This is a genomic window from Flaviaestuariibacter amylovorans, assembly GCF_039541815.1.
In the GTDB taxonomy this organism is placed as follows: Bacteria; Bacteroidota; Bacteroidia; order Chitinophagales; family Chitinophagaceae; genus Flavisolibacter; species Flavisolibacter amylovorans.
Genome location: NZ_BAABGY010000008.1, coordinates 26,840 through 44,640, shown reverse-complemented (window position 1 = coordinate 44,640; position 17,801 = coordinate 26,840). Strand labels below are relative to the sequence as shown.

The following is a 17,801-nucleotide window of genomic DNA, read 5'->3' as shown; positions in this document are numbered from 1 at the left end:
AGGCATCCTATTGGAGTTCCGTTCAACAGAGTCACCCCTCTCCCCCGGAGAGGGGCCGGGGGTGAGGTCACTTCGGCGCCTTGCGGTACAGGTAGATGGCCACGAAGGAAAAGATGACGTTGGGGATCCAGGCGGCGATGAAGGGATGCAGGTTGCCTTTAACGGAGAATACCGTAGAGAAGCGGTCGAACATGATGAACACCGCCGCGATGATGATGCCGAGCGCGAGGTGCACACCGGAGCCGCCGCGCGTTTTACGGCCGGCCAGCACGGCCCCGATCAGGGTCATGATGAGCACCGATACGCAGGTGGCGGTGCGCCGGTACTTCTCCACCTTGAGCGTGTTGACGCCCTCGTTGCCGCGCAGCTCCTCGGCCTTGATATACCGCTCCAGGTCGGGCGTCGTGAGCTTGTCTTTGAGGTAGTTGTCGTGCCGGAGGTCGGCGGGCTGCAGGTTGAGGTTGATGAACTGCTCGGGCCGCTCCTGCATCACTTCACCGCGGGGACCCACGGTGCGTTCCACCACGTTGGTGAGCTTCCACTTGCGTTGTGCCGTATCCCACGCGATCATATCGGCCCGCAGGTTGAACACGAGCTCCCGGCCCTTGAGGCGGTTCAGGAAGAAGTTGTTCCCCATCTTGCCCGACGTATCGTAGTACCGCATGCCGATATAAGTGTTGGAGTCGGTGCGCAGGTACACCGAGCTGCCGCGCTGCACCTCGGCGGCCGAGGGGTTGTCGATATACCGGGCCTGGAAGGTGGCGCGCAGGTCGTTGGCCTTCGGGATCCAGAAGGCGGTGGCCACCCACAGGACGGCGGCGAAGAAGAGCCCGCCCACCAGGTAAATGCGCAGCCAGCGGTTGTAGGTGGTGCCGGTGGCGAAGATGGCGATGATCTCGGAGCGCATCGCCATCTTGGACGTGAAGTAGATGACGGCGATGAACACGAACAGCGGGTAAAGCATCCCCCAGATATACGGGACGAAGCCGATGTAATACTGCTTGATGATCTGGCTCGTGGTAAGTCCCGAGTTCACGAAGTCGTCGGTCTTCTCCGAAGAATCCACAGCCACCGCGATGACCGTAAAGATCAGCATGCAGGTCAGGAAGGTCAGCAGCAGCTGCTTCAATATGTACCACTCCAGCTTTTTCATCCGTAGGGGAGCAAAGTAACCGGATTTTCGGTGAACGCCCGCTGGGCGGGGAAAGGTTTAGAAAGGTTTAGGAGGTTTAGGAGGTTTAGGAGGTTTAGAAGGTTTAGGGGGTTTAGAAGGTTGCGCGATGCGCGGCAGCGTTTGACCACGGACATAGTCCAACCGAAAACCGGTCGTCAGCGGCGTCAGCCAACCTCCTAAACCTTTCTAAACCTCCTGAACCCTTCGTCTCTGGCTTGGAAGTTGCGCCCTCCCCTCCCGACACCAGATTCCAAACGAAAGGCATTGTTATGATCGGCCATAAATTCATGTTCAGCACCGGCATCGAGAACTCCTACCCTACCATCGTGGGCCCCGACGGGCGCACCGTGCGCATCGACCAGATGGAAAAGTGCCGCCACTACCAGAATATGGAGCTCGACTTCCACCTCTGCAAGGATACCTGCATCGACTTCCTCCGCTGGGGACCGCCCTACTACAAGACGCACACGGCGCCGGGGCAGTACGACTGGTCGTACAGCGACGAGGCACTCGCCAAGATGCGCGCACTCGGCATCACCCCCATCGTGGACCTCTGTCATTTCGGGGTGCCCGACTGGCTCGGCAACTTCCAGAACCCCGACTTCCCGAAGCACTTTGCCGAGTATGCCCGCGCCTTCGCGGAGCGCTACCCCGACCTCGACCTCTATACGCCGGTGAACGAGATCTTCATCACCGCCATGTTTTCCGCACAGTACGGCTGGTGGAACGAGCGCCTCTCCTCCGACCGCGCCTTCGTGACGGCGATCAAGCACCTCTGCCAGGCCAACGTGCTCGCCATGCACGCCATCCTGCAGGTGCAGCCCAACGCCACCTTCATCCAGAGCGAGTCGTCGGAATACTTTCACCCCATCCGCCCCGAGGTGCAGGGCCTCGCCAACTTCCTCAACCAGAAGCGCTTCCTGGCCCTCGACCTTACCTACGGCTACCCGATCCGCGTGGTGATGTTCGAATACCTGCTCGAGAACGGCATGACGCGCGAGGAGATCCGCTGGTTCGAGCAGAACCAGGTGAAGGCCCGCTGCGTGATGGGCACCGACTACTACGCCACCAACGAGCACCTCGTGATGCCCAATGGCACCTGGCAGGCCGCCGGCGACATCTTTGGCTACTACGTCATCGCCCACCAGTATTACAACCGGTACAAGCTGCCCATGATGCACACCGAAACGAACCGCGCCCACGACTCCGACGACTGGCTGTGGCGGCAGTGGGCCAACCTGCACCGCCTCAAGCAGGACGGCGTGCCCATCCTCGGCTTCACCTGGTACAGCCTCACCCACCAGATGGACTGGCACGTGGCGCTGCGCGAGGAGCAGAACCACGTACACCCTGTGGGCCTCTTCGACCTCGACCGCAACATCCTTCCGGTGGGCAAAGCCTACAAACGCCTCATCCAGCAATGGGGCCCGGTGCTCGACGACGAGCGGTATGGGACGATCTACAGGTAGTCAATTTGTATATTGGTCTATTTGTCTATTAGTAAGGGTCGCTTATAACGCAGTGGTTCGTTGCGCATCGCGGTCATTTCGCGCACAACGTCCCGAAGCTTCGGGACGTTGCTGTACGCCTCCGGCGTCGATCTGCCTCGCAATGACTCCGCGTCACCAATACTCCTAACTATGAAACACCGTTGTCCGTAGTCTCCGACTACGGACCCGCCTACGCTATGAAACAATAGTTTACATCCACAATCGCCCGTCTCGTCAAACAGATTGGCTAACGGCAGGCACCGGTGATAGCTTCGCATCCTAAACCTGCAACCAACATGAAACGGATCCTCTTCGCCCTCATGGCCCTCGTCGTCTGCATCGCCGCGCAGGCAGCCGACAGCACCGGCACCGCCATCACGCTGACTACTGCTACCGGCACCCTGCACGGCAGTCTGCTGCTGCCCGAAGGCGCTAAAGGCCCGGTGCCCGTAGCGCTGATCATCGCCGGCTCCGGCCCTACCGACCGCGACGGCAACACGCCGATGGTAGCCGGCAAGAACAACTCGCTGCTGTACCTGGCGCAGGGCCTCGCTGCAAACGGCATCGCCTCGCTCCGCTTCGACAAGCGCGGGATCGCCGCGAGCAAGGACGCGATGAAGACCGAGTCGGAGCTGCGCTTCGAGACCTATATCGCCGACGCGCGCGGCTGGATGACCCTCCTGCAGACAGACCCGCGCTTCTCCGGCGTCTACGTGATCGGGCACAGCGAAGGCGCACTCATCGGCCTCAACATCGCACCGGCGGCAAAAGGCTACGTGTCGCTCGCCGGCGCCGGCCTGCCCGCCGACCTCATTATCCGCAAGCAGCTCGAAAACCAGCCGCCCGTAGTGCAGGACCTGGTCTTCCCGGTGCTCGACAGCCTGAAGGCCGGTAAGGAAGTGCCCGACGTACACCCCCAACTTGCGTCCTTGTTCCGCCCCAGCGTGCAGCCTTATATGATCTCCTGGTTCCGCCACGATCCGCGCACGCTCATCGCCGCGCTCAGCGTGCCCGTGCTGATCATCCAGGGCGGCAACGACCTGCAGGTGGATGAGGAAAACGGCACCGCGCTGAAGGCCGCACAGCCCAAAGCCCGCCTCGAGCTGATCCCGCAGATGAACCACGTGCTGAAGCTGGTGGCCTCCGACGATCCGCAGGAGAATGTGAAAGCCTATAGCAACCCCAAGCTCCCCGTGGCCCCGAAGGTGATCGAGACGATCGTGGGCTTTATTAAAGAGAAGTGAGCGGGTGAGCAGGTGAGCAGGTGAGCGGGTGCTCCGCACACCTAAGCTTTAGCGAAGGCTTCGTCGTCCGCGGAAAGAGCAAGCACGCGGCCCCAAAGCTTCGGGGTAGATGATTGATTCGATGAGCGCGGATGCTGCATATCTGAAACCGACCAGGGATACCGTCGCAACGAAAGGATCCTGGGTACGATCCGCGCAGCAGGGAAGAATGTCTATTGGTCAATTCGCCTATTGGTAAGAAGTCGTTTCTGAGCAGTATACCGTATCGTACCAAAAGAGCTCACCAGCAGGGGCACTACGACCGCGGAAACAAACTGACTGTAAACGATCATCTGCGTCATTCCGATCGAATCCGTACCCCCCGAAGCTTCGGGGTGCGTTCCTTCTCTAATAATTTGCCGATCATCTTGACGCTGCCCGGCAGAGCGGTGCAGGACGTCACTTCACCATTCAATATTCTCTTGTTCCCTGTTCTTTATTCCGTGTTCCTTATTCCCTGTTCCTTATTCCCTGTTCGACACTCGATATTCCCTGTTCGCTATTCAATATTCAACATCCCCTTCCTCGCCATACCGCTCCAGCAGCGCCTCCCGCCGCGCGAGCATGCGTGCATGCAGGAGCAGCACCGTAAAGGCGAGTCCGCCGAACAGGAGCACGGGAAAAGACGAAAAGCCGCGGGCGATCCAGAAGCGGTGGTCGTACACTTCGATGTCCCATTCGTAGTCCGGGTTCACGAGCAGCACCACCCGCGCGCCTGCGGGCTGGTCCGAATTGGGCGCCACCGAATGGAAGGTATCGGCGCCCACCGCGTAGCGGAACAGGGGCCGCTGCCGCTGTGCGCTCCCGTCGCGCACCACGAGCTGCTGCGCCACCACGCCGGTCGTAGAAATACGGGCATCGCGGTCGCGCACGCCCTCGCGGTACACCACCCAGCCGGCAAGCAGCACCACCAGGACCCAGTAATGCAGGGCCATGCTGCGGAGACTTTTTGGGGTAAGCACGGGCGACACACCTACAAGATAGGAAGCGAAAGTCAGGGCGGTACGGGAGCCCGACACAATTTTTCAATAGGGGCGGCGTTGGTGAACCGGCGCCGAACGCCCACCAAAACCCATGCGGATCCTGCTCTTCACGCTCCTGCTCCTTTCCTCGCGGCACGCGCAGGCGCAGCTGCCTGCCGGCGACTATACGCAACCCGGACGCGCCGGCCGGCGCGAAAACTGCGTCACCCTAGACCTGTTGGCGGACGGAACCTTTTACTTCAACGACATGCGATCCTCGAGTTGCTGGTTCTGGTTCCAATACCTGGGCGCCTGGACTACCCGCGGCGACACGCTGATCCTGCGTTACAGGCGGGGACAATACCAGGTTGTAACGGAGATGTATGCTTCGGGCGACCCGGAATCCCGCCAAATGCAGGTCCCGGTCCGCTACCGCGACGGCGCACCGGCACGAAACGCGCAGGTGAGCTACTCGTGCTCGGGTTCGTTCAGCAAAGAAAAAGTGAATACAGACTCCGCGGGAAGGGCGGTACTCGACGTCCCCGACCACTGCATCTGCGGACCCGACCACCCCGTGTTACAGCGCTTTACGGTCTGGCCCGACAAGGACGACCCGCTTCATTACTACGGGATCTATACGCGATACGAGAAAGGCGACCGGTGTACGATCACCCTCGACCGGCCATCACCTCCGGTAGAAGAAACCGCGGAGCAACGATTTATGATCGGGTGCGACCAGTTGCGCTACCTTGGCCCACATGCCGACAACGCGCATTTGCATTGGGGCAACTTCGATTTTCCGTCGCAGGAGGGTCACCGGGAAACAGGGGAGCCAATGCTCCGCCAAAAGGCCCGACCCGCCCCCATGCACGGGGGAGCGGGTGTTGTATCGCTACGAAAAAAGCCCCTCGCAAAGAGGGGCCGGTAAACCAATTGCGGCCGGGTCAGCACGTCTGATCCTTATTGCACCTGGTCGTCGTTCTCCACACCCTTCTTCTTCGACACGTTTTCCTTCAGCTTGCCGAAGCTGTAGGCCACTGCCAGCCCGAAGTTCCGGAACGGCGCGTAGTTCACATTCTCTGTGTAGAAGCTCGCGGTTTCGGTGAAGGAGCGCATCCGCCGCTCCCCCTCGAAGAAATTAGTGGCGCTTGCCGTAACGGTGAGCTTTTCCTTCAGCAGCTTTTGAATGAAGTTGAAGCCATAGAAATAGTTGTCGGGGAACGTCGTATTGGGCATCCGCAGGGGCATGAAATAACCGCCGTTGGACGTGATCGTGAAGAGCGGCGAAGCCTTCCAGGTGATGTTGGCGTTGACGTTGCCCGCGGTAGACCCGGTCCAGGCGGTCTGCAGCCGGTTGCGCACCTTGGCAAAGCGGCCGGTGGCATTGAGCGCGATGTTCCACCTGGGGCCCACCGGCAGGTTCGACACAAAGCCGAGGGTAAACTCGCGGAGCTGCCCCGCATTGGCACCGGTGACCGAGGTGATACCCGTGGCCGCGTCGAAGGTCGGGTTCTGGATGATGAGGTTGTTCGCGAAGTTGTAGCCCGTCTGGATAGAGAGGAACTTCTTGCCTTTGAAGAAGCGGTTCTGCCAGGCGAAGCTATGGGTATACTGGGGGCCGAGGTTCGGGTTGCCGTAGCTGCGGAACAGCGAATCGCTGTTGTTCACGAACGGGTTCAGGTTGTTGATCGAAGGCCGGCCGAGGCGCAGCGAATACGTGAAGTTGGAGTTCATGGTCTTGCTGAACTGCTTGCTGAGCAGCACGTTGGGGATGAAGTTGGTGTACGACTGCCGTACCGCCGTTTGCGTGGTGGTGAAATCGCCGCGGACCTCGGTATGCTCCACCCGCAGTCCCGTGCGGGCATTGAACGTACCGATCGCCTTGTTGAGGGTCACATACCCGCCATAGACGTCCTGGTCGTAGGAGAACCGCTCGCTGTTGGCCGGGTCTACCTGGTAGGGGCTCCCCTTATCAAACTTCACCTGGCTTTCGAAATCCGAATAGGCCTCGCGCAGGATCGTCTTGATCCCTGTTTCCAGGCGGGCCGTCTTGCTCAGCGGCTCGGTGTAATCCAGCTGCAGCGTATACTCCCGGTTGAACGCCTCGTTGTCGTTCTGGATGAACCGCTCCGACGCGCCGAACTCCTGCTGGCTGTTGGTGAGCGAGCGGTTGGTATTGAACACTGCATTGAAGCGGAAGCTGAGCTCCTTCTGGGGCTTCTTTTTATACTTGCGGATAAAGTCGGTTCCAAAGCCGTACGTGGGCATCGTCATCGTTGTGTGCAGGGGAAAGGGGCTGCTGTCGGAGTTGCCGTTGGCGAACAGGGTGTAGATGTTCTGGTCGTTCGCGAACTCGTTGCGGTGGCGGCCCATATTGCCATACGCCACCACCGTATTTGTACTGTCGAGGTCGTAGCTCAGCTCGAGGTTACCCTGGTGAAAGAAAAAGTCGGCCACCCGCGGCCCGTTCACTTCCCTCCTGCTGAAGGCGACCGGCTGACGGGGCGTTGTTACCGAACGCATGTACGTACGGAAGTTGTTGTTTCCGTTGAGGCTGTAGATGCCCGACACGCCCAGCTTGCCGGTCTTCAGGCTCACGTTCAGCCCGGCCGACCGGTGGCCGATGGCGTTCCTGCTGGCGTTCACCGTACCGCTGTAGCCGGCAAGCTTCTTTTTGGTGATGATGTTGATGATGCCGCCCACGCCTTCCGCATCGTACTTGGCCGAAGGCGACGTGATGACCTCGATGCGTGCGATGCTGGCGCCCGGGAAGGCCTTCAGCGCCTCCTTTACATTCTGGGAGAACAGGGCAGTCTCCCGCCCATCAAGCAACACCCGGAAATTCGCCTGCCCGTTCACCTGGATCGTGCCGTCGCCGTCCACGTTCACATAGGGTGTCTTCCGCAGGAGGTCGCTGGCCGACTCCGATTGTGCGGCCGGATCTTCTTCCACGTTATAGATCAACCGGTCGGCCTGCTGCTCCACCAGCGGCTTCCGCGCCGTAACGGTGACCTCGGCCAGGCTCTTCACCAAGGGCACCAGCGGCGTCGTGCCGAGGTCTACCTCCTTGCCTTCCACTTTGAAGGGCCGGCCCTTCTTCCGGAAGCTGCTGTGCGTGATGCGCAGCACATACTGACCGGGAGGCAGGCTGCTTTGATACGAGCCGCCCGCATCCGAAAGCACCGTCCGGGAGATCTTCTTGACGGGCTCCTGGAAATTGACCGTCGCAAAAGCGACCGGCTTCGTCGAGGCGCTGTCTACCAGCTTGCCTTTGACGGTAAACTCCTGCGCATTGCCGCAGAGAAAAAAAGCGAGAAAACATACCAGTAGTAACCCTTTGTTGCAGACCATTTTGTTCTTCATATGTGAGATGCGTTTTGATGTGTTGCGGAAGAACAAAACAAGGGTGTGCTATGCGAAGCGATGGCTAACCCACCTTAATTAAGATAAATGAAAATAAATGTAGGATAGGTGGTCTGCCGCAGGGCCAAAGGATCGCTGATTGAAGGACGGCCGGCGTGCGGAGACAGCGACCGGAACTGGCTTCCAGGATTTCAGAAGCTTTCTTTAAATAACGGTCTCCCTGCGATGTCGTGAGGCGTCACGATGGAAATCGGAGGGCTCGATGGAGAGACGACTTCTGGTGTCGCTCGTGTAATAATGGTTGGTAATGTGCTCCCATACACTGTATCTTACCCCACTCAATTGCACCGGATGAAAACTTCTGCGCGGGTTGCCACCTTTTTCATTTTCCTCTTTTTTCTTTTTTTCAATGCGGTGGGCATCTACCTGATCGTCGAGCGCTTTGCGGATACAAAGGCAAAGTTCAACATCGCCTGCACGAGCGCCCTGCTCTCTACGCTCACGCAATACCATAAGCTGAAGGGAATGGACAGCGCATCAAAGCCGAGGCACGCATTTGTGGTGTATTCCGCCAAAGAGATCCGGGTGGCACGGCGCGACACCCAGCATCTGGACATAAGCGCGCCCCTCTCCCCGATCCATGCGCGGAGGGTAGAGCCGAGTGCCCTGGAACCGATCCTCGACCGGTCGAGCTTCCAATCACTGGACCTTGCCTTCTTCGACCGCCTGTACCGCAGGGCGCTTGATTCCGGCAACGTGCGCTCGGAGCACCGGCTTGATACGCTATCGGTGGCTGCCGCCAGAAACGGCGCTTCGCAAAGCCGGGATCCCTGGGGCGGCAAACGAAGAAAGGAATACGACTATGCCACCCGTCCCGTGCGCATCTTCTTTTCGCCCAACTCCCTGCTCTTCGCCGAATTCAAATACGACCGCGCATTCTATTGGGACGATCTGCTCTGGCCGATGCTCGCATTCGTATTTATACTGGCCATCAGCAATGGAGCCCTCCTCTTCGTGTACAAGACCATCCGGCGGCAAAAAAGGATCAACGAGGTCAAGACGGACTTCATCAACAACATCACCCACGAGATGAAAACGCCGATCACGATCGCCTCGGCGGGCCTCGACGCACTCGGGCACCACATCGCACCTACGGAGCGCACCTCCTTCTACCTCCAGACCAGCAAGCGACAGCTGCACCTGCTCAACGAATTCGTGGAGCGGATCCTCGAATCTGCAGTACAGGACCTCGCGGGCTTTACGTTGAAGAAAGAGCCGATCGACCTGCACCGCCTTTTCGGCGACCTCGTGCAAAGCCACACGGTGCTGCAGGCAAAGCCCACGCACTTCCGCCTCACGGGCGAGGGGCCCATCGTGATACCCGGCGACCGGCTCCATCTCGAAACCGCCTTTCATAACATTATAGACAATGCCGTCAAGTATTCCCACGATGCTGTGGATATTGAGATCGATCTTGCTGAGAAGGACCGCGACTGCGTCATCCGGATACGCGACAACGGCATGGGCATACCGCCGCAGTTTCTGAAGAACATATTCGAAAAGTTCTTCCGCGTGCCACAAGGCGATGCCCACGCCGTAAAGGGCTTCGGGCTCGGCTTGTATTATGTCAGCAGCATCATTAAGAAGCATTCGGGTACCATAACGGTGCACTCGAAGCCGCAGTCCGGAACAGAATTTACCATAACCCTACCCAGGAACGCATGATACCGCTTTTATTGATTGAAGACCAGGTGGAACTTTGCCAGATCCTGAAAGACACCCTTTCGCTGTATGGCTTCGACGTCTCCTACGCTGCGAACGGCGACGACGGCTACCGCTTATTCACCACCCTGGATCCCAGGATCGTCATCATCGACATCATGATGCCCGGCAGCGACGGGTTCAGCGCCGTGCGGCAGATCAGGGCCGTCAACAAAGAGGTGCCGATCATCATGCTGACGGCCAAGCCGCTTACCGAGGACCTCGTCAAGGCCTTCGACCTGGGCTGCAATGACTTTATCCGGAAGCCCTTCGTGATGGAGGAGCTGATCGCGCGGATCCGGTCTTTCGCGCGGGTGGCGGGGCAGGCTACGGGCGCCGCACAGCAGATCTATAAGCTGGGCACCTTCAGCCTCAACGCGTCCACGCAGGAACTGGCCAATGATGCGCACCGGTACCAGCTTTCGTATAAGGAAGTAGAACTACTGAAACGGCTGTGCGAGGCAAAATCGACCGTTGTAGACCGGCAGGTGCTGCTGGCGGAGCTATGGGGCAGCGACAATATCTTCAACAGCAAAACCATGAACGTGTATATCAACCGGCTGCGCAACTACCTGGATGCCGACAAGTCGGTGGAGATCCTCACCATCAGGGGCCTGGGGTACAAGCTCATTGAGCGGTATCAGTAGGGCAACGGGGCGGCAACCCGCCGAGGCAACCTCCCACGCCGTACTTCTACGGCATCGCGCCACGCAGCGGACCGCCGGAAATACCTATCTTCGGCAAAACCCGGGTTACCAGTACGGTGGCCTTTGCTAACACCACGATTATGAGAAAGCTCCTGTTTGCCCTCGCATTCGGCGCCGCGCTCTCCGGCCATGCGCAGAACTCCTCCGACGACCGCCTTTTCTGGCGCGCCGACCAACGCCTTTCATTCTCCGATTTCAATGGCACGCCCAAGGCCTCCGATACGGCCGTTACCACCAGCGCCACGGGAGCGCGCAGCCACCGCCGGGGCTCCATCAACAAAAGCATCGACATCAGCCTCGCCACCCAGCCCGACAAGACCATGTTCGACATTCGTGCCGGCATGAAGCGCAACTCCTCCTGGATGCGCGACCGTACCGACTCGGTAACGCTGGCCCACGAGCAGGGACATTTCGACATCTGCGAGCTCTATGCCCGCATGCTGCGGCGCGACATCAAGAAGGCGCGCAACATGCAGCAGGCGCGGAAGATGTTCGACGACGCCATGAAGGCCGAGGAAGCCGAGCACGACCGCTTCGACAAGGAGAACACCTATGAGGCCGGCGGCATCACCGCTGCGTGGGCCCAGGATCTCAGCACGCGGATCGCGGCGCTTGACGCCTTTGCCAACCCGGTGGTGGCGACACGGATCGTCCAATAGGATCAATCGCGCGATTCATGGAAGGATCACCCGTAAACCCGGGCAGCAAACCCTTGGCCGCATGGCGGCTCCGGCTCGCCGCCTGGGTCCTGCGCCTGCTACTTTGGGTGGCCACCCTGGTTTCGCTGCTCGCGCTCGCGTGCACGGCTACCGAACCCTGGTGGCAACGGGTCCATCCGGGCTTGGAGGTCCTGTTCGCGCTCCTGCTCTACGGCTGGTTTTATAGCAACGTCTTCATCGGGCTGCCGGCGCTGTTGCTCTTTGTATGCCTGTGGGTGTTAAAGAGAGGGCTGGGCAAGGAGTACCTCCCTCTTCGTTTTTATAGCCGGTTGCTGGCCCTGCAGCTCGTGGCGGGAATCGTCACCGTCATGCTGCTCCTGGTCCGGTAAGTCCAGTGCCTGCTCGAGGCATCGCCTGAGTTACAACCAACAAATCAAAAACTCCTCAAAGACGCGTTTTCAGCACCGGCACCATTTCGTCCTTCCAGCTTTTGAAATCGCCAGCGAGGATATGCTTGCGCGCCTCGCGTACAAGCCACAGGTAAAAGGCAAGGTTCTGGACCGAAGCGATCGTGAGGCTCAGGTACTCCTTCGATTTGAACAGGTGCCGGAGGTAGGCTTTGCTGTAGTAATTCGACGTTTCGCAGTCGAGCCCGTCGTCGATCGGCGAGAAGTCGCGCTCCCACTTTTTGTTATCGATGTTGATGACGCCCTTCGTGGTGAACAGCATCGCGTTGCGGCCGTTGCGGGTGGGCATCACGCAGTCGAACATATCCACGCCGAGCGCGATGTTCTCGAGGATGTTCCAGGGCGTGCCCACCCCCATGAGGTAGCGGGGCTTGTCTTTGGGCAGGTGGGCGCAGCAGAGGGCCGCGATCTCGTACATCACCGGCTCGGGCTCCCCTACCGACAGGCCACCAATGGCATTGCCTGTCGCGCCCTTCGATGCGATGTATTCACAGGAGGCCTTACGAAGATCATGATAAACGGCGCCCTGCACGATCGGGAAGAGGTTTTGCGTGTGCCCGTATTTATCCGGGGTGCTGCTGAAGCGCTCCACGCAGCGGTCGAGCCAGCGGTGTGTGAGGTTCATGGAGTTGAGGGCGTACTTGTATTCGCTCTGCGCGGGCGGGCACTCGTCGAAGGCCATCATGATGTCGGCGCCGATGGAGCGCTCGATGTCCATCACCCGCTCGGGGCTGAACAGGTGTTTCGACCCGTCGATATGCGAGCGGAAGGTGACGCCTTCCTCGGTGATCTTGCGGGTACCGGCGAGCGAGAACACCTGGTAGCCGCCCGAGTCGGTAAGGATGGGGCGGTCCCAGTTCATAAAGCGGTGGAGGCCGCCGGCTGCTTCCATCGTGTCCATGCCCGGGCGCAGGTACAGGTGGTAGGTATTGCCCAGGATGATGTGCGGGTCGACCTCCGACTTCAGCTGCTGCTGCGAGAGCGCCTTCACGGAACCGACGGTGCCCACGGGCATGAAGATGGGTGTCTGTATCTGCCCGTGATCGGTGGTGATGGTGCCGGCGCGGGCGGCGGAGTGCGGATCGGTGGTATGGAGTAAGAAGGAGAGTGCGGCCATAGAGGACGCAAAGATAGGCCCCCTGTCCCCCCAAGGGGGCACTTAGGTTGCAGATTCCTTTCGACTGGGGTTCAGTCATTTATCCGGCGCTTTTCGATACCCGGAAGCTCCTTTAGCTTTTGCCGGATCCGGGCCAGCACGCCGGGCAGATCCTGCTCAACTTCCTCATTTCGGAACCGGATCACCGTGAAACCTAAAGAATTCAGATCCACCGTGCGTTCCGCGTCACTAATTTGAATTTCCGGTAATTGGTGAACGAGGCCATCCACTTCAACCACCAGGTTTTTAGGAAGGCAAACGAAGTCGGCGATATATACCTTGATGATATGCTGCCGCCGGAAACGCCACCCTTCCAATTGTGCTCCTTTCAATTCATTCCAAAGAAGCGTTTCGGCAGGTGTCGGGAAAAGCAGTTGCTGGCGCGCACGTTCTTTCAAGCGCGCATAAAGCCGAGGGTCTGCCCATTGATAACCGAACCGGTTATATGATCTGTCAGGATGCTCAGGTTTCATAAGACAAAAGTCATCTGCTGAAACCCGCACTGCAAGAGGAAAACACCGCAAAAAAATGAGAAAATTCCGGCCTGAGTGCCCCCTTGGGGGGACAGGGGGCTTTATCTTCGCGGCATGCTTATGAGTTGGGGACTGGTGCTATTCGTCGCGTTTTGTGTGGTGGCGGCGATCCAAATCTTCTATTACGGCTACTTCTTCCGCCACGTGGGCGCCTGGAAACCGCCCGCGAAGGAGGCCTCGCGGCAGCACCCCGTGTCGGTGGTGATCTGCGCGCGCGACGAGGACGAGAACCTCGCCCGCAACCTGCCCGGTGTGCTCGTGCAGGACTACCGCAGCACCCACGAGGTGGTGGTGGTCAACGACAACTCGGTGGACGACTCCCGCTATATCCTCGAGGAGTTCCAGAAAACGTTCCGCTTCCTCAACATCGTGGAGCTGCAGCAGGAAGCCAAGCTGATCGCCGGCAAAAAGTACCCCCTCTCCATCGGCATCAAGGAGGCGAAGCACGAGGTGCTGCTCCTCACCGATGCCGACTGCGTGCCCGCCTCCGAGCACTGGATCTATAAGATGCAGGACGCCTTCCGCGACGGCATCGAGGTGGTGCTCGGCTACGGCGCCTACCAGAAGCTCCCGGGCTTTCTCAACAAGGCCATCCGCTTCGAAACCTTCCACACCGCGCTGCAATACCTCGGCTACGCCCTCGCCGGTAAGCCCTATATGGGCGTGGGCCGCAACCTCGCCTACCGCAAGGGCCTCTTCTTCCGCAACAAGGGCTTCTCGGCCATCAACCACATCCCCTCCGGCGACGACGACCTCTTTATCAACAAGGTAGCCTCCGCCGCCAACACCACCGTGGTACTCGACCCCGATGCCTTTACCCTCTCGCGCCCCAAAACGACCTGGAAGGACTGGATGCGCCAGAAGAACCGCCACTACTCCACCGGCAAATACTACCGCCGCGGCCACCAGTGGCTCCTCGGGCTGTATACGACCTCCTACTTCCTGTTTTACCCGCTCTTCGCCGCTGCGGCGATCGTATACGACTGGCGGCTGGCGCTCATCCCCCTCGCATTGCGGCTCCTCACCATCGGCCTCGTGTGGCGCAAAGCCATGAAGCGCCTCGGCGAAGACGACCTCTTCCCGATGTTCCTCTTCTGGGACCTCTGGCTTTTCTTTTATTACCTCATCTTCGCCCCGGCGGTGTGGAAGAAGCCGAAGAAGACCTGGAATTAATGTGCTAATGGGTTAATGTGCTGATGTGCTAATCAAGAGAACAATAGGGCCAAGCGCTCCTCTTGTTCATTTGGGCGTTTGAGAGAAGATGGCCAAGGAAGAGAAGGAACGCGGATGTTACTGATTTGATACGATGAGCGCGGATGTCCCTTTCCACGGTTCCAGGTTTCCATTACCGATGTGCCGACATGTAAGATCTGCTAGCACGATAAGGCAGGCTGCACTGCAACGACGCTTTACCAATAAACCAATAGACGAAAAACGTTCTCTCCTTAGCGAATACCTTAGCCACTTAGCTTCTTAGCGGTAAAAAATCCCTTCTTCACCTTATTCTGCCTTCCCCGTTCCTTATTCCCTGTTCTATTGTTCCCTAGCTTTGCTCCTGTATGACCGACTCCACCGACAAAGGACAGCCCGACCTAAGTGCCCCCTTGGGGGGACAGGGGGCCGACATTCTCCTCAAGTATTTCTCCGACTTCTCCGAAAAGCAGCTCTCCCAGTTCCAAGCGCTCGAAGCGCTCTATACCGACTGGAACAGCAAGATCAACGTCATTTCCCGGAAAGACATCGAGTCGCTGTACGAGAAGCATGTCCTGCACTCGCTCGCCATCGCGGCCACCATTCCCTTCCGCAACGGCCTCGAGCTCGTCGACATCGGCACCGGCGGCGGCTTTCCCGGCGTGCCCCTGGCGATCTTCTTCCCGAACGTGAAATTCCACCTGGTCGACTCCATTGGCAAGAAACTCAAGATCATCGACGCCGTCAAAGAGGCCGTCGGCCTCGACAATGTGACCACCCAGCATACCCGTGCCGAGGACATCAAGGGCCGGAAGTTCGACTTTGCCGTTTCCCGCGCCGTAGCGCCGCTCGGCGACCTCCTGCGCTGGAGCCGCCCCCTGCTCCGCAAGACCGAGTTCCGCGTGGAGGAAGAGGGCGGCGAAACCGTCTACAAATCGGGCCTTGTGTGCCTCAAGGGCGGCGACCTCGCCGCTGAGCTGAACGAGAGCGGCGCCAAAGGCCGTCCCCGCATGATCGAGATCTCCAGCCTCTTCGAGGAGGAATGGTTCCGGGAGAAATACGTGGTGTACGCGCAGTAAAACGGATGGGGTGATGGGAGAATGGGGTGATGGGGAAATGCCCGATCCCGGAATGAGGTAGATTTTTACATGAACTAAATAAGGACCAGGCGGGTCCGCGCCCAAAAAGCAATCTGCACTGTCTGATATCCTATTCTCCCATTACCCCATTACCCCATTAGCACATTCCCTGTATTTGCGTTATTTTCGGCCCCTAAAATCAAAGTATACCGATGGCTGAAGTGATCAAAATGCCCCGACTGAGCGACACGATGACCGAAGGCGTGATCGCCGCCTGGCATAAGAAGGTGGGCGATACGGTGAAGAAAGGGGAGATCCTTGCGGAAATTGAGACCGATAAAGCCACTATGGAGCTCGAGTCGTACAAAGACGGCACCCTGCTGAAGCTGGGCGCCGACAAGGGCGGCAAGATCCAGGTGGATGACCTGCTGTGCATCATTGGTGCGCCGGGCGAAGATATCTCGTCGCTTACCGCCGGTGGCGGTGGCGCTGAACAGCAGAACAAGGAACAAGGAACAGGGAACACGGAAGTAAAGGCCGAAGCCGCTCCGGCACCTGCCGCTGCACCCGCCCCTGCCCAGGGTGGTGGTTCTTCTATGGACCTCTCCAAAATGGAAGAAGTGGTGCTGATGCCCCGCCTGTCCGATACGATGACCGAGGGCGTCATCGCCTCCTGGCACAAGAAAGTGGGCGACGCCGTGAAGAAGGGCGAAGTGCTGGCCGATATCGAGACCGACAAGGCCACCATGGAGCTCGAATCCTATAAGAACGGCACGCTCCTCTACCAGGGTGCGCAGCCCGGCGCCAAGATCGCCGTCAACGACCTGCTCTGCATCATCGGCGAGCAAGGCAAAGTAGACGTGGATGCGATCGTGGCGGCGTCGAAAGGCGGAAGCGCTCCGGCCGCTGGCGGAGAACAATCGAATAAGGAACAAGGAACAGGGAACACGGAAGTAAAGGCCGAGTCCGCTCCTGCTGCCGCGGCTACCAATAGCGATGGCCGTGTAAAGGCTTCTCCCCTGGCCAAGGCCATGGCGAAGGAAAAAGGCATCGACCTCTCCCAGGTGCCCGGCTCCGGCGACGGCGGCCGCATCACCAAGAGCGATATCGACAACTTCAAGCCGCAGCAACAGCAGCAGCAAGCCGCGCCGGCCGCTGCCCAGCAGGCCGCAGCCCCGGCAGCCAAGTCGGCCCCCGCTTTCGTAGCGAACGGCCAGGAAGGCTACAACGACACCAACGTATCGCAAATGCGCAAGGTGATCGCCAAGCGCCTCGGCGAGTCGAAGTTCAGCGCCCCGCACTTCTACCTCACGATGGAGATCAACATGGACAAGGCCATGGAGGCCCGCGCTTCCATGAACGAGGTGAGCCCCGTCAAGATCTCCTTCAACGATATGGTGATCAAGGCCGTGGCCCTCGCGCTCCGCGCCCACCCCGCCGTCAACTCCTCCTGGATGGGCGATTTCATCCGTACCTACCAGCACGTGCACATCGGCATGGCCGTGGCCATCGAAGACGGCCTCATCGTTCCGGTGATCCGCTTCGCCGACCAGAAGACCCTCTCCCAGATCTCGGCCGAGGCCAAGGAGCTCGCCGGCAAGGCCAAGAGCAAGAAGCTGCAGCCCAATGAATTCACCGGCAACACCTTCACCATCTCCAACCTCGGCATGATGGACATCGACGAGTTCACCGCCATCATCAACCCGCCCGACTCCGCTATCCTGGCCGTAGGCCGCATCAAGGAAGTGGTGGTCCGTAAAGGCGATGGCTTCGGCGTGAGCAATGTCATGAAGGTGACCCTCTCCTGCGACCACCGCTCCGTAGACGGCGCCGTGGGTGCGGGCTTCCTCCAGACCTTCAAGAAATACCTCGAGAACCCGGTGACCATGCTAGTCTGATCTCAGATCTGAGATCTGGAATGTCAGATTTATAGAAAAAGCCCCCCTACGGTACCGTCGGGGGGCTTTTTCACTATG

General features: G+C 59.2%; 15 protein-coding genes. 10 read left to right on the top strand and 5 right to left on the bottom strand.

Features of this window, described 5'->3' with window-relative positions; all coding sequences use genetic code 11:
- Positions 1-67 precede the first annotated feature (67 nt).
- Positions 68-1,153 carry an LptF/LptG family permease gene (locus ABD937_RS13890; RefSeq protein ID WP_345256356.1) on the bottom strand — a complete coding sequence of 362 codons (1,086 nt, stop codon included), beginning with the start codon at positions 1,151-1,153 and terminating at the stop codon, positions 68-70.
- Between the two features lie 290 nt (positions 1,154-1,443).
- Between ABD937_RS13890 and ABD937_RS13885 the strand changes: the two genes are divergently transcribed.
- Together ABD937_RS13885 and ABD937_RS13880 are read left to right on the top strand one after the other, a co-directional pair.
- Complete coding sequence (locus tag ABD937_RS13885; protein ID WP_345256355.1) at positions 1,444-2,643, top strand: family 1 glycosylhydrolase; 1,200 nt, start codon at positions 1,444-1,446, stop codon at positions 2,641-2,643.
- 317 nt (positions 2,644-2,960) lie between these two features.
- Entirely contained in the window at positions 2,961-3,908 is a 948-nt protein-coding gene (locus ABD937_RS13880) for an alpha/beta hydrolase (protein ID WP_345256354.1), read from the top strand.
- A gap of 542 nt (positions 3,909-4,450) precedes the next feature.
- On the opposite strand, the gene ABD937_RS13875 is transcribed toward ABD937_RS13880, so the two are convergent.
- Positions 4,451-4,882, bottom strand: a complete 432-nt coding sequence (locus ABD937_RS13875) for a hypothetical protein (protein WP_345256353.1) — start codon at positions 4,880-4,882, stop codon at positions 4,451-4,453.
- A 139-nt stretch (positions 4,883-5,021) separates the two neighbouring features.
- Here ABD937_RS13875 and ABD937_RS13870 point away from each other — a divergent pair, with 139 nt between their 5' ends.
- The gene (locus tag ABD937_RS13870; RefSeq protein ID WP_345256352.1) at positions 5,022-5,837 is read left to right on the top strand and encodes a hypothetical protein; all 816 of its coding nucleotides are present in this window, start codon (positions 5,022-5,024) and stop codon (positions 5,835-5,837) included.
- Positions 5,838-5,869: 32 nt separating this feature from the next.
- Here the strand turns inward: ABD937_RS13870 and ABD937_RS13865 are convergent, their stop codons facing one another.
- A complete protein-coding gene (locus tag ABD937_RS13865; protein ID WP_345256351.1) occupies positions 5,870-8,272 on the bottom strand; it encodes an outer membrane beta-barrel protein in 2,403 nt (800 codons plus the stop codon).
- A gap of 351 nt (positions 8,273-8,623) precedes the next feature.
- Between ABD937_RS13865 and ABD937_RS13860 the strand changes: the two genes are divergently transcribed.
- The 4 genes from ABD937_RS13860 to ABD937_RS13845 all read left to right on the top strand — a co-directional run bounded on the left by ABD937_RS13860 (position 8,624) and on the right by ABD937_RS13845 (position 11,788).
- Positions 8,624-9,997 carry a sensor histidine kinase gene (locus ABD937_RS13860; RefSeq protein ID WP_345256350.1) on the top strand — a complete coding sequence of 458 codons (1,374 nt, stop codon included), beginning with the start codon at positions 8,624-8,626 and terminating at the stop codon, positions 9,995-9,997.
- Positions 9,994-10,680, top strand: coding sequence for a response regulator transcription factor (locus ABD937_RS13855; protein ID WP_345256349.1), 687 nt, complete (start codon positions 9,994-9,996; stop codon positions 10,678-10,680). Before ABD937_RS13860 ends, ABD937_RS13855 begins: the two co-directional genes overlap by 4 nt.
- Positions 10,681-10,820: 140 nt before the next feature.
- Complete coding sequence (locus ABD937_RS13850; protein ID WP_345256348.1) at positions 10,821-11,399, top strand: hypothetical protein; 579 nt, start codon at positions 10,821-10,823, stop codon at positions 11,397-11,399.
- 17 nt (positions 11,400-11,416) lie between these two features.
- Positions 11,417-11,788: a hypothetical protein gene (locus ABD937_RS13845; protein ID WP_345256347.1), complete on the top strand. Its 372-nt coding sequence runs from the start codon at positions 11,417-11,419 to the stop codon at positions 11,786-11,788.
- 55 nt (positions 11,789-11,843) lie between these two features.
- On the opposite strand, the gene tgt is transcribed toward ABD937_RS13845, so the two are convergent.
- Complete coding sequence (gene tgt, locus ABD937_RS13840) at positions 11,844-12,983, bottom strand: tRNA guanosine(34) transglycosylase Tgt (RefSeq protein WP_345256346.1); 1,140 nt, start codon at positions 12,981-12,983, stop codon at positions 11,844-11,846.
- Positions 12,984-13,054: 71 nt separating this feature from the next.
- On the bottom strand, positions 13,055-13,495 hold the full coding sequence (locus tag ABD937_RS13835; RefSeq protein ID WP_345256345.1) for an endonuclease domain-containing protein: 441 nt from the start codon (positions 13,493-13,495) through the stop codon (positions 13,055-13,057).
- A gap of 114 nt (positions 13,496-13,609) precedes the next feature.
- Here ABD937_RS13835 and ABD937_RS13830 point away from each other — a divergent pair, with 114 nt between their 5' ends.
- From ABD937_RS13830 to ABD937_RS13820, 3 genes are all read left to right on the top strand, one after another.
- A complete protein-coding gene (locus ABD937_RS13830) occupies positions 13,610-14,728 on the top strand; it encodes a glycosyltransferase (protein WP_345256344.1) in 1,119 nt (372 codons plus the stop codon).
- A 386-nt stretch (positions 14,729-15,114) separates the two neighbouring features.
- Positions 15,115-15,825 carry a 16S rRNA (guanine(527)-N(7))-methyltransferase RsmG gene (rsmG, locus tag ABD937_RS13825; RefSeq protein WP_345256343.1) on the top strand — a complete coding sequence of 237 codons (711 nt, stop codon included), beginning with the start codon at positions 15,115-15,117 and terminating at the stop codon, positions 15,823-15,825.
- A gap of 212 nt (positions 15,826-16,037) precedes the next feature.
- On the top strand, positions 16,038-17,723 hold the full coding sequence (locus ABD937_RS13820; RefSeq protein WP_345256342.1) for a pyruvate dehydrogenase complex dihydrolipoamide acetyltransferase: 1,686 nt from the start codon (positions 16,038-16,040) through the stop codon (positions 17,721-17,723).
- Positions 17,724-17,801 lie beyond the last annotated feature (78 nt).

Bases quoted from the DNA above. Each gene is read 5' to 3' on its own strand.
- ABD937_RS13890 (WP_345256356.1), bottom strand. From the start codon at position 1,153: ATGAAAAAGCTGGAGTGGTACATATTGAAGCAGCTGCTGCTGACCTTC.
- ABD937_RS13885 (WP_345256355.1), top strand. From the start codon at position 1,444: ATGATCGGCCATAAATTCATGTTCAGCACCGGCATCGAGAACTCCTAC.
- ABD937_RS13880 (WP_345256354.1), top strand. From the start codon at position 2,961: ATGAAACGGATCCTCTTCGCCCTCATGGCCCTCGTCGTCTGCATCGCC.
- ABD937_RS13875 (WP_345256353.1), bottom strand. From the start codon at position 4,882: ATGGCCCTGCATTACTGGGTCCTGGTGGTGCTGCTTGCCGGCTGGGTG.
- ABD937_RS13870 (WP_345256352.1), top strand. From the start codon at position 5,022: ATGCGGATCCTGCTCTTCACGCTCCTGCTCCTTTCCTCGCGGCACGCG.
- ABD937_RS13865 (WP_345256351.1), bottom strand. From the start codon at position 8,272: ATGAAGAACAAAATGGTCTGCAACAAAGGGTTACTACTGGTATGTTTT.
- ABD937_RS13860 (WP_345256350.1), top strand. From the start codon at position 8,624: ATGAAAACTTCTGCGCGGGTTGCCACCTTTTTCATTTTCCTCTTTTTT.
- ABD937_RS13855 (WP_345256349.1), top strand. From the start codon at position 9,994: ATGATACCGCTTTTATTGATTGAAGACCAGGTGGAACTTTGCCAGATC.
- ABD937_RS13850 (WP_345256348.1), top strand. From the start codon at position 10,821: ATGAGAAAGCTCCTGTTTGCCCTCGCATTCGGCGCCGCGCTCTCCGGC.
- ABD937_RS13845 (WP_345256347.1), top strand. From the start codon at position 11,417: ATGGAAGGATCACCCGTAAACCCGGGCAGCAAACCCTTGGCCGCATGG.
- tgt (WP_345256346.1), bottom strand. From the start codon at position 12,983: ATGGCCGCACTCTCCTTCTTACTCCATACCACCGATCCGCACTCCGCC.
- ABD937_RS13835 (WP_345256345.1), bottom strand. From the start codon at position 13,495: ATGAAACCTGAGCATCCTGACAGATCATATAACCGGTTCGGTTATCAA.
- ABD937_RS13830 (WP_345256344.1), top strand. From the start codon at position 13,610: ATGCTTATGAGTTGGGGACTGGTGCTATTCGTCGCGTTTTGTGTGGTG.
- rsmG (WP_345256343.1), top strand. From the start codon at position 15,115: ATGACCGACTCCACCGACAAAGGACAGCCCGACCTAAGTGCCCCCTTG.
- ABD937_RS13820 (WP_345256342.1), top strand. From the start codon at position 16,038: ATGGCTGAAGTGATCAAAATGCCCCGACTGAGCGACACGATGACCGAA.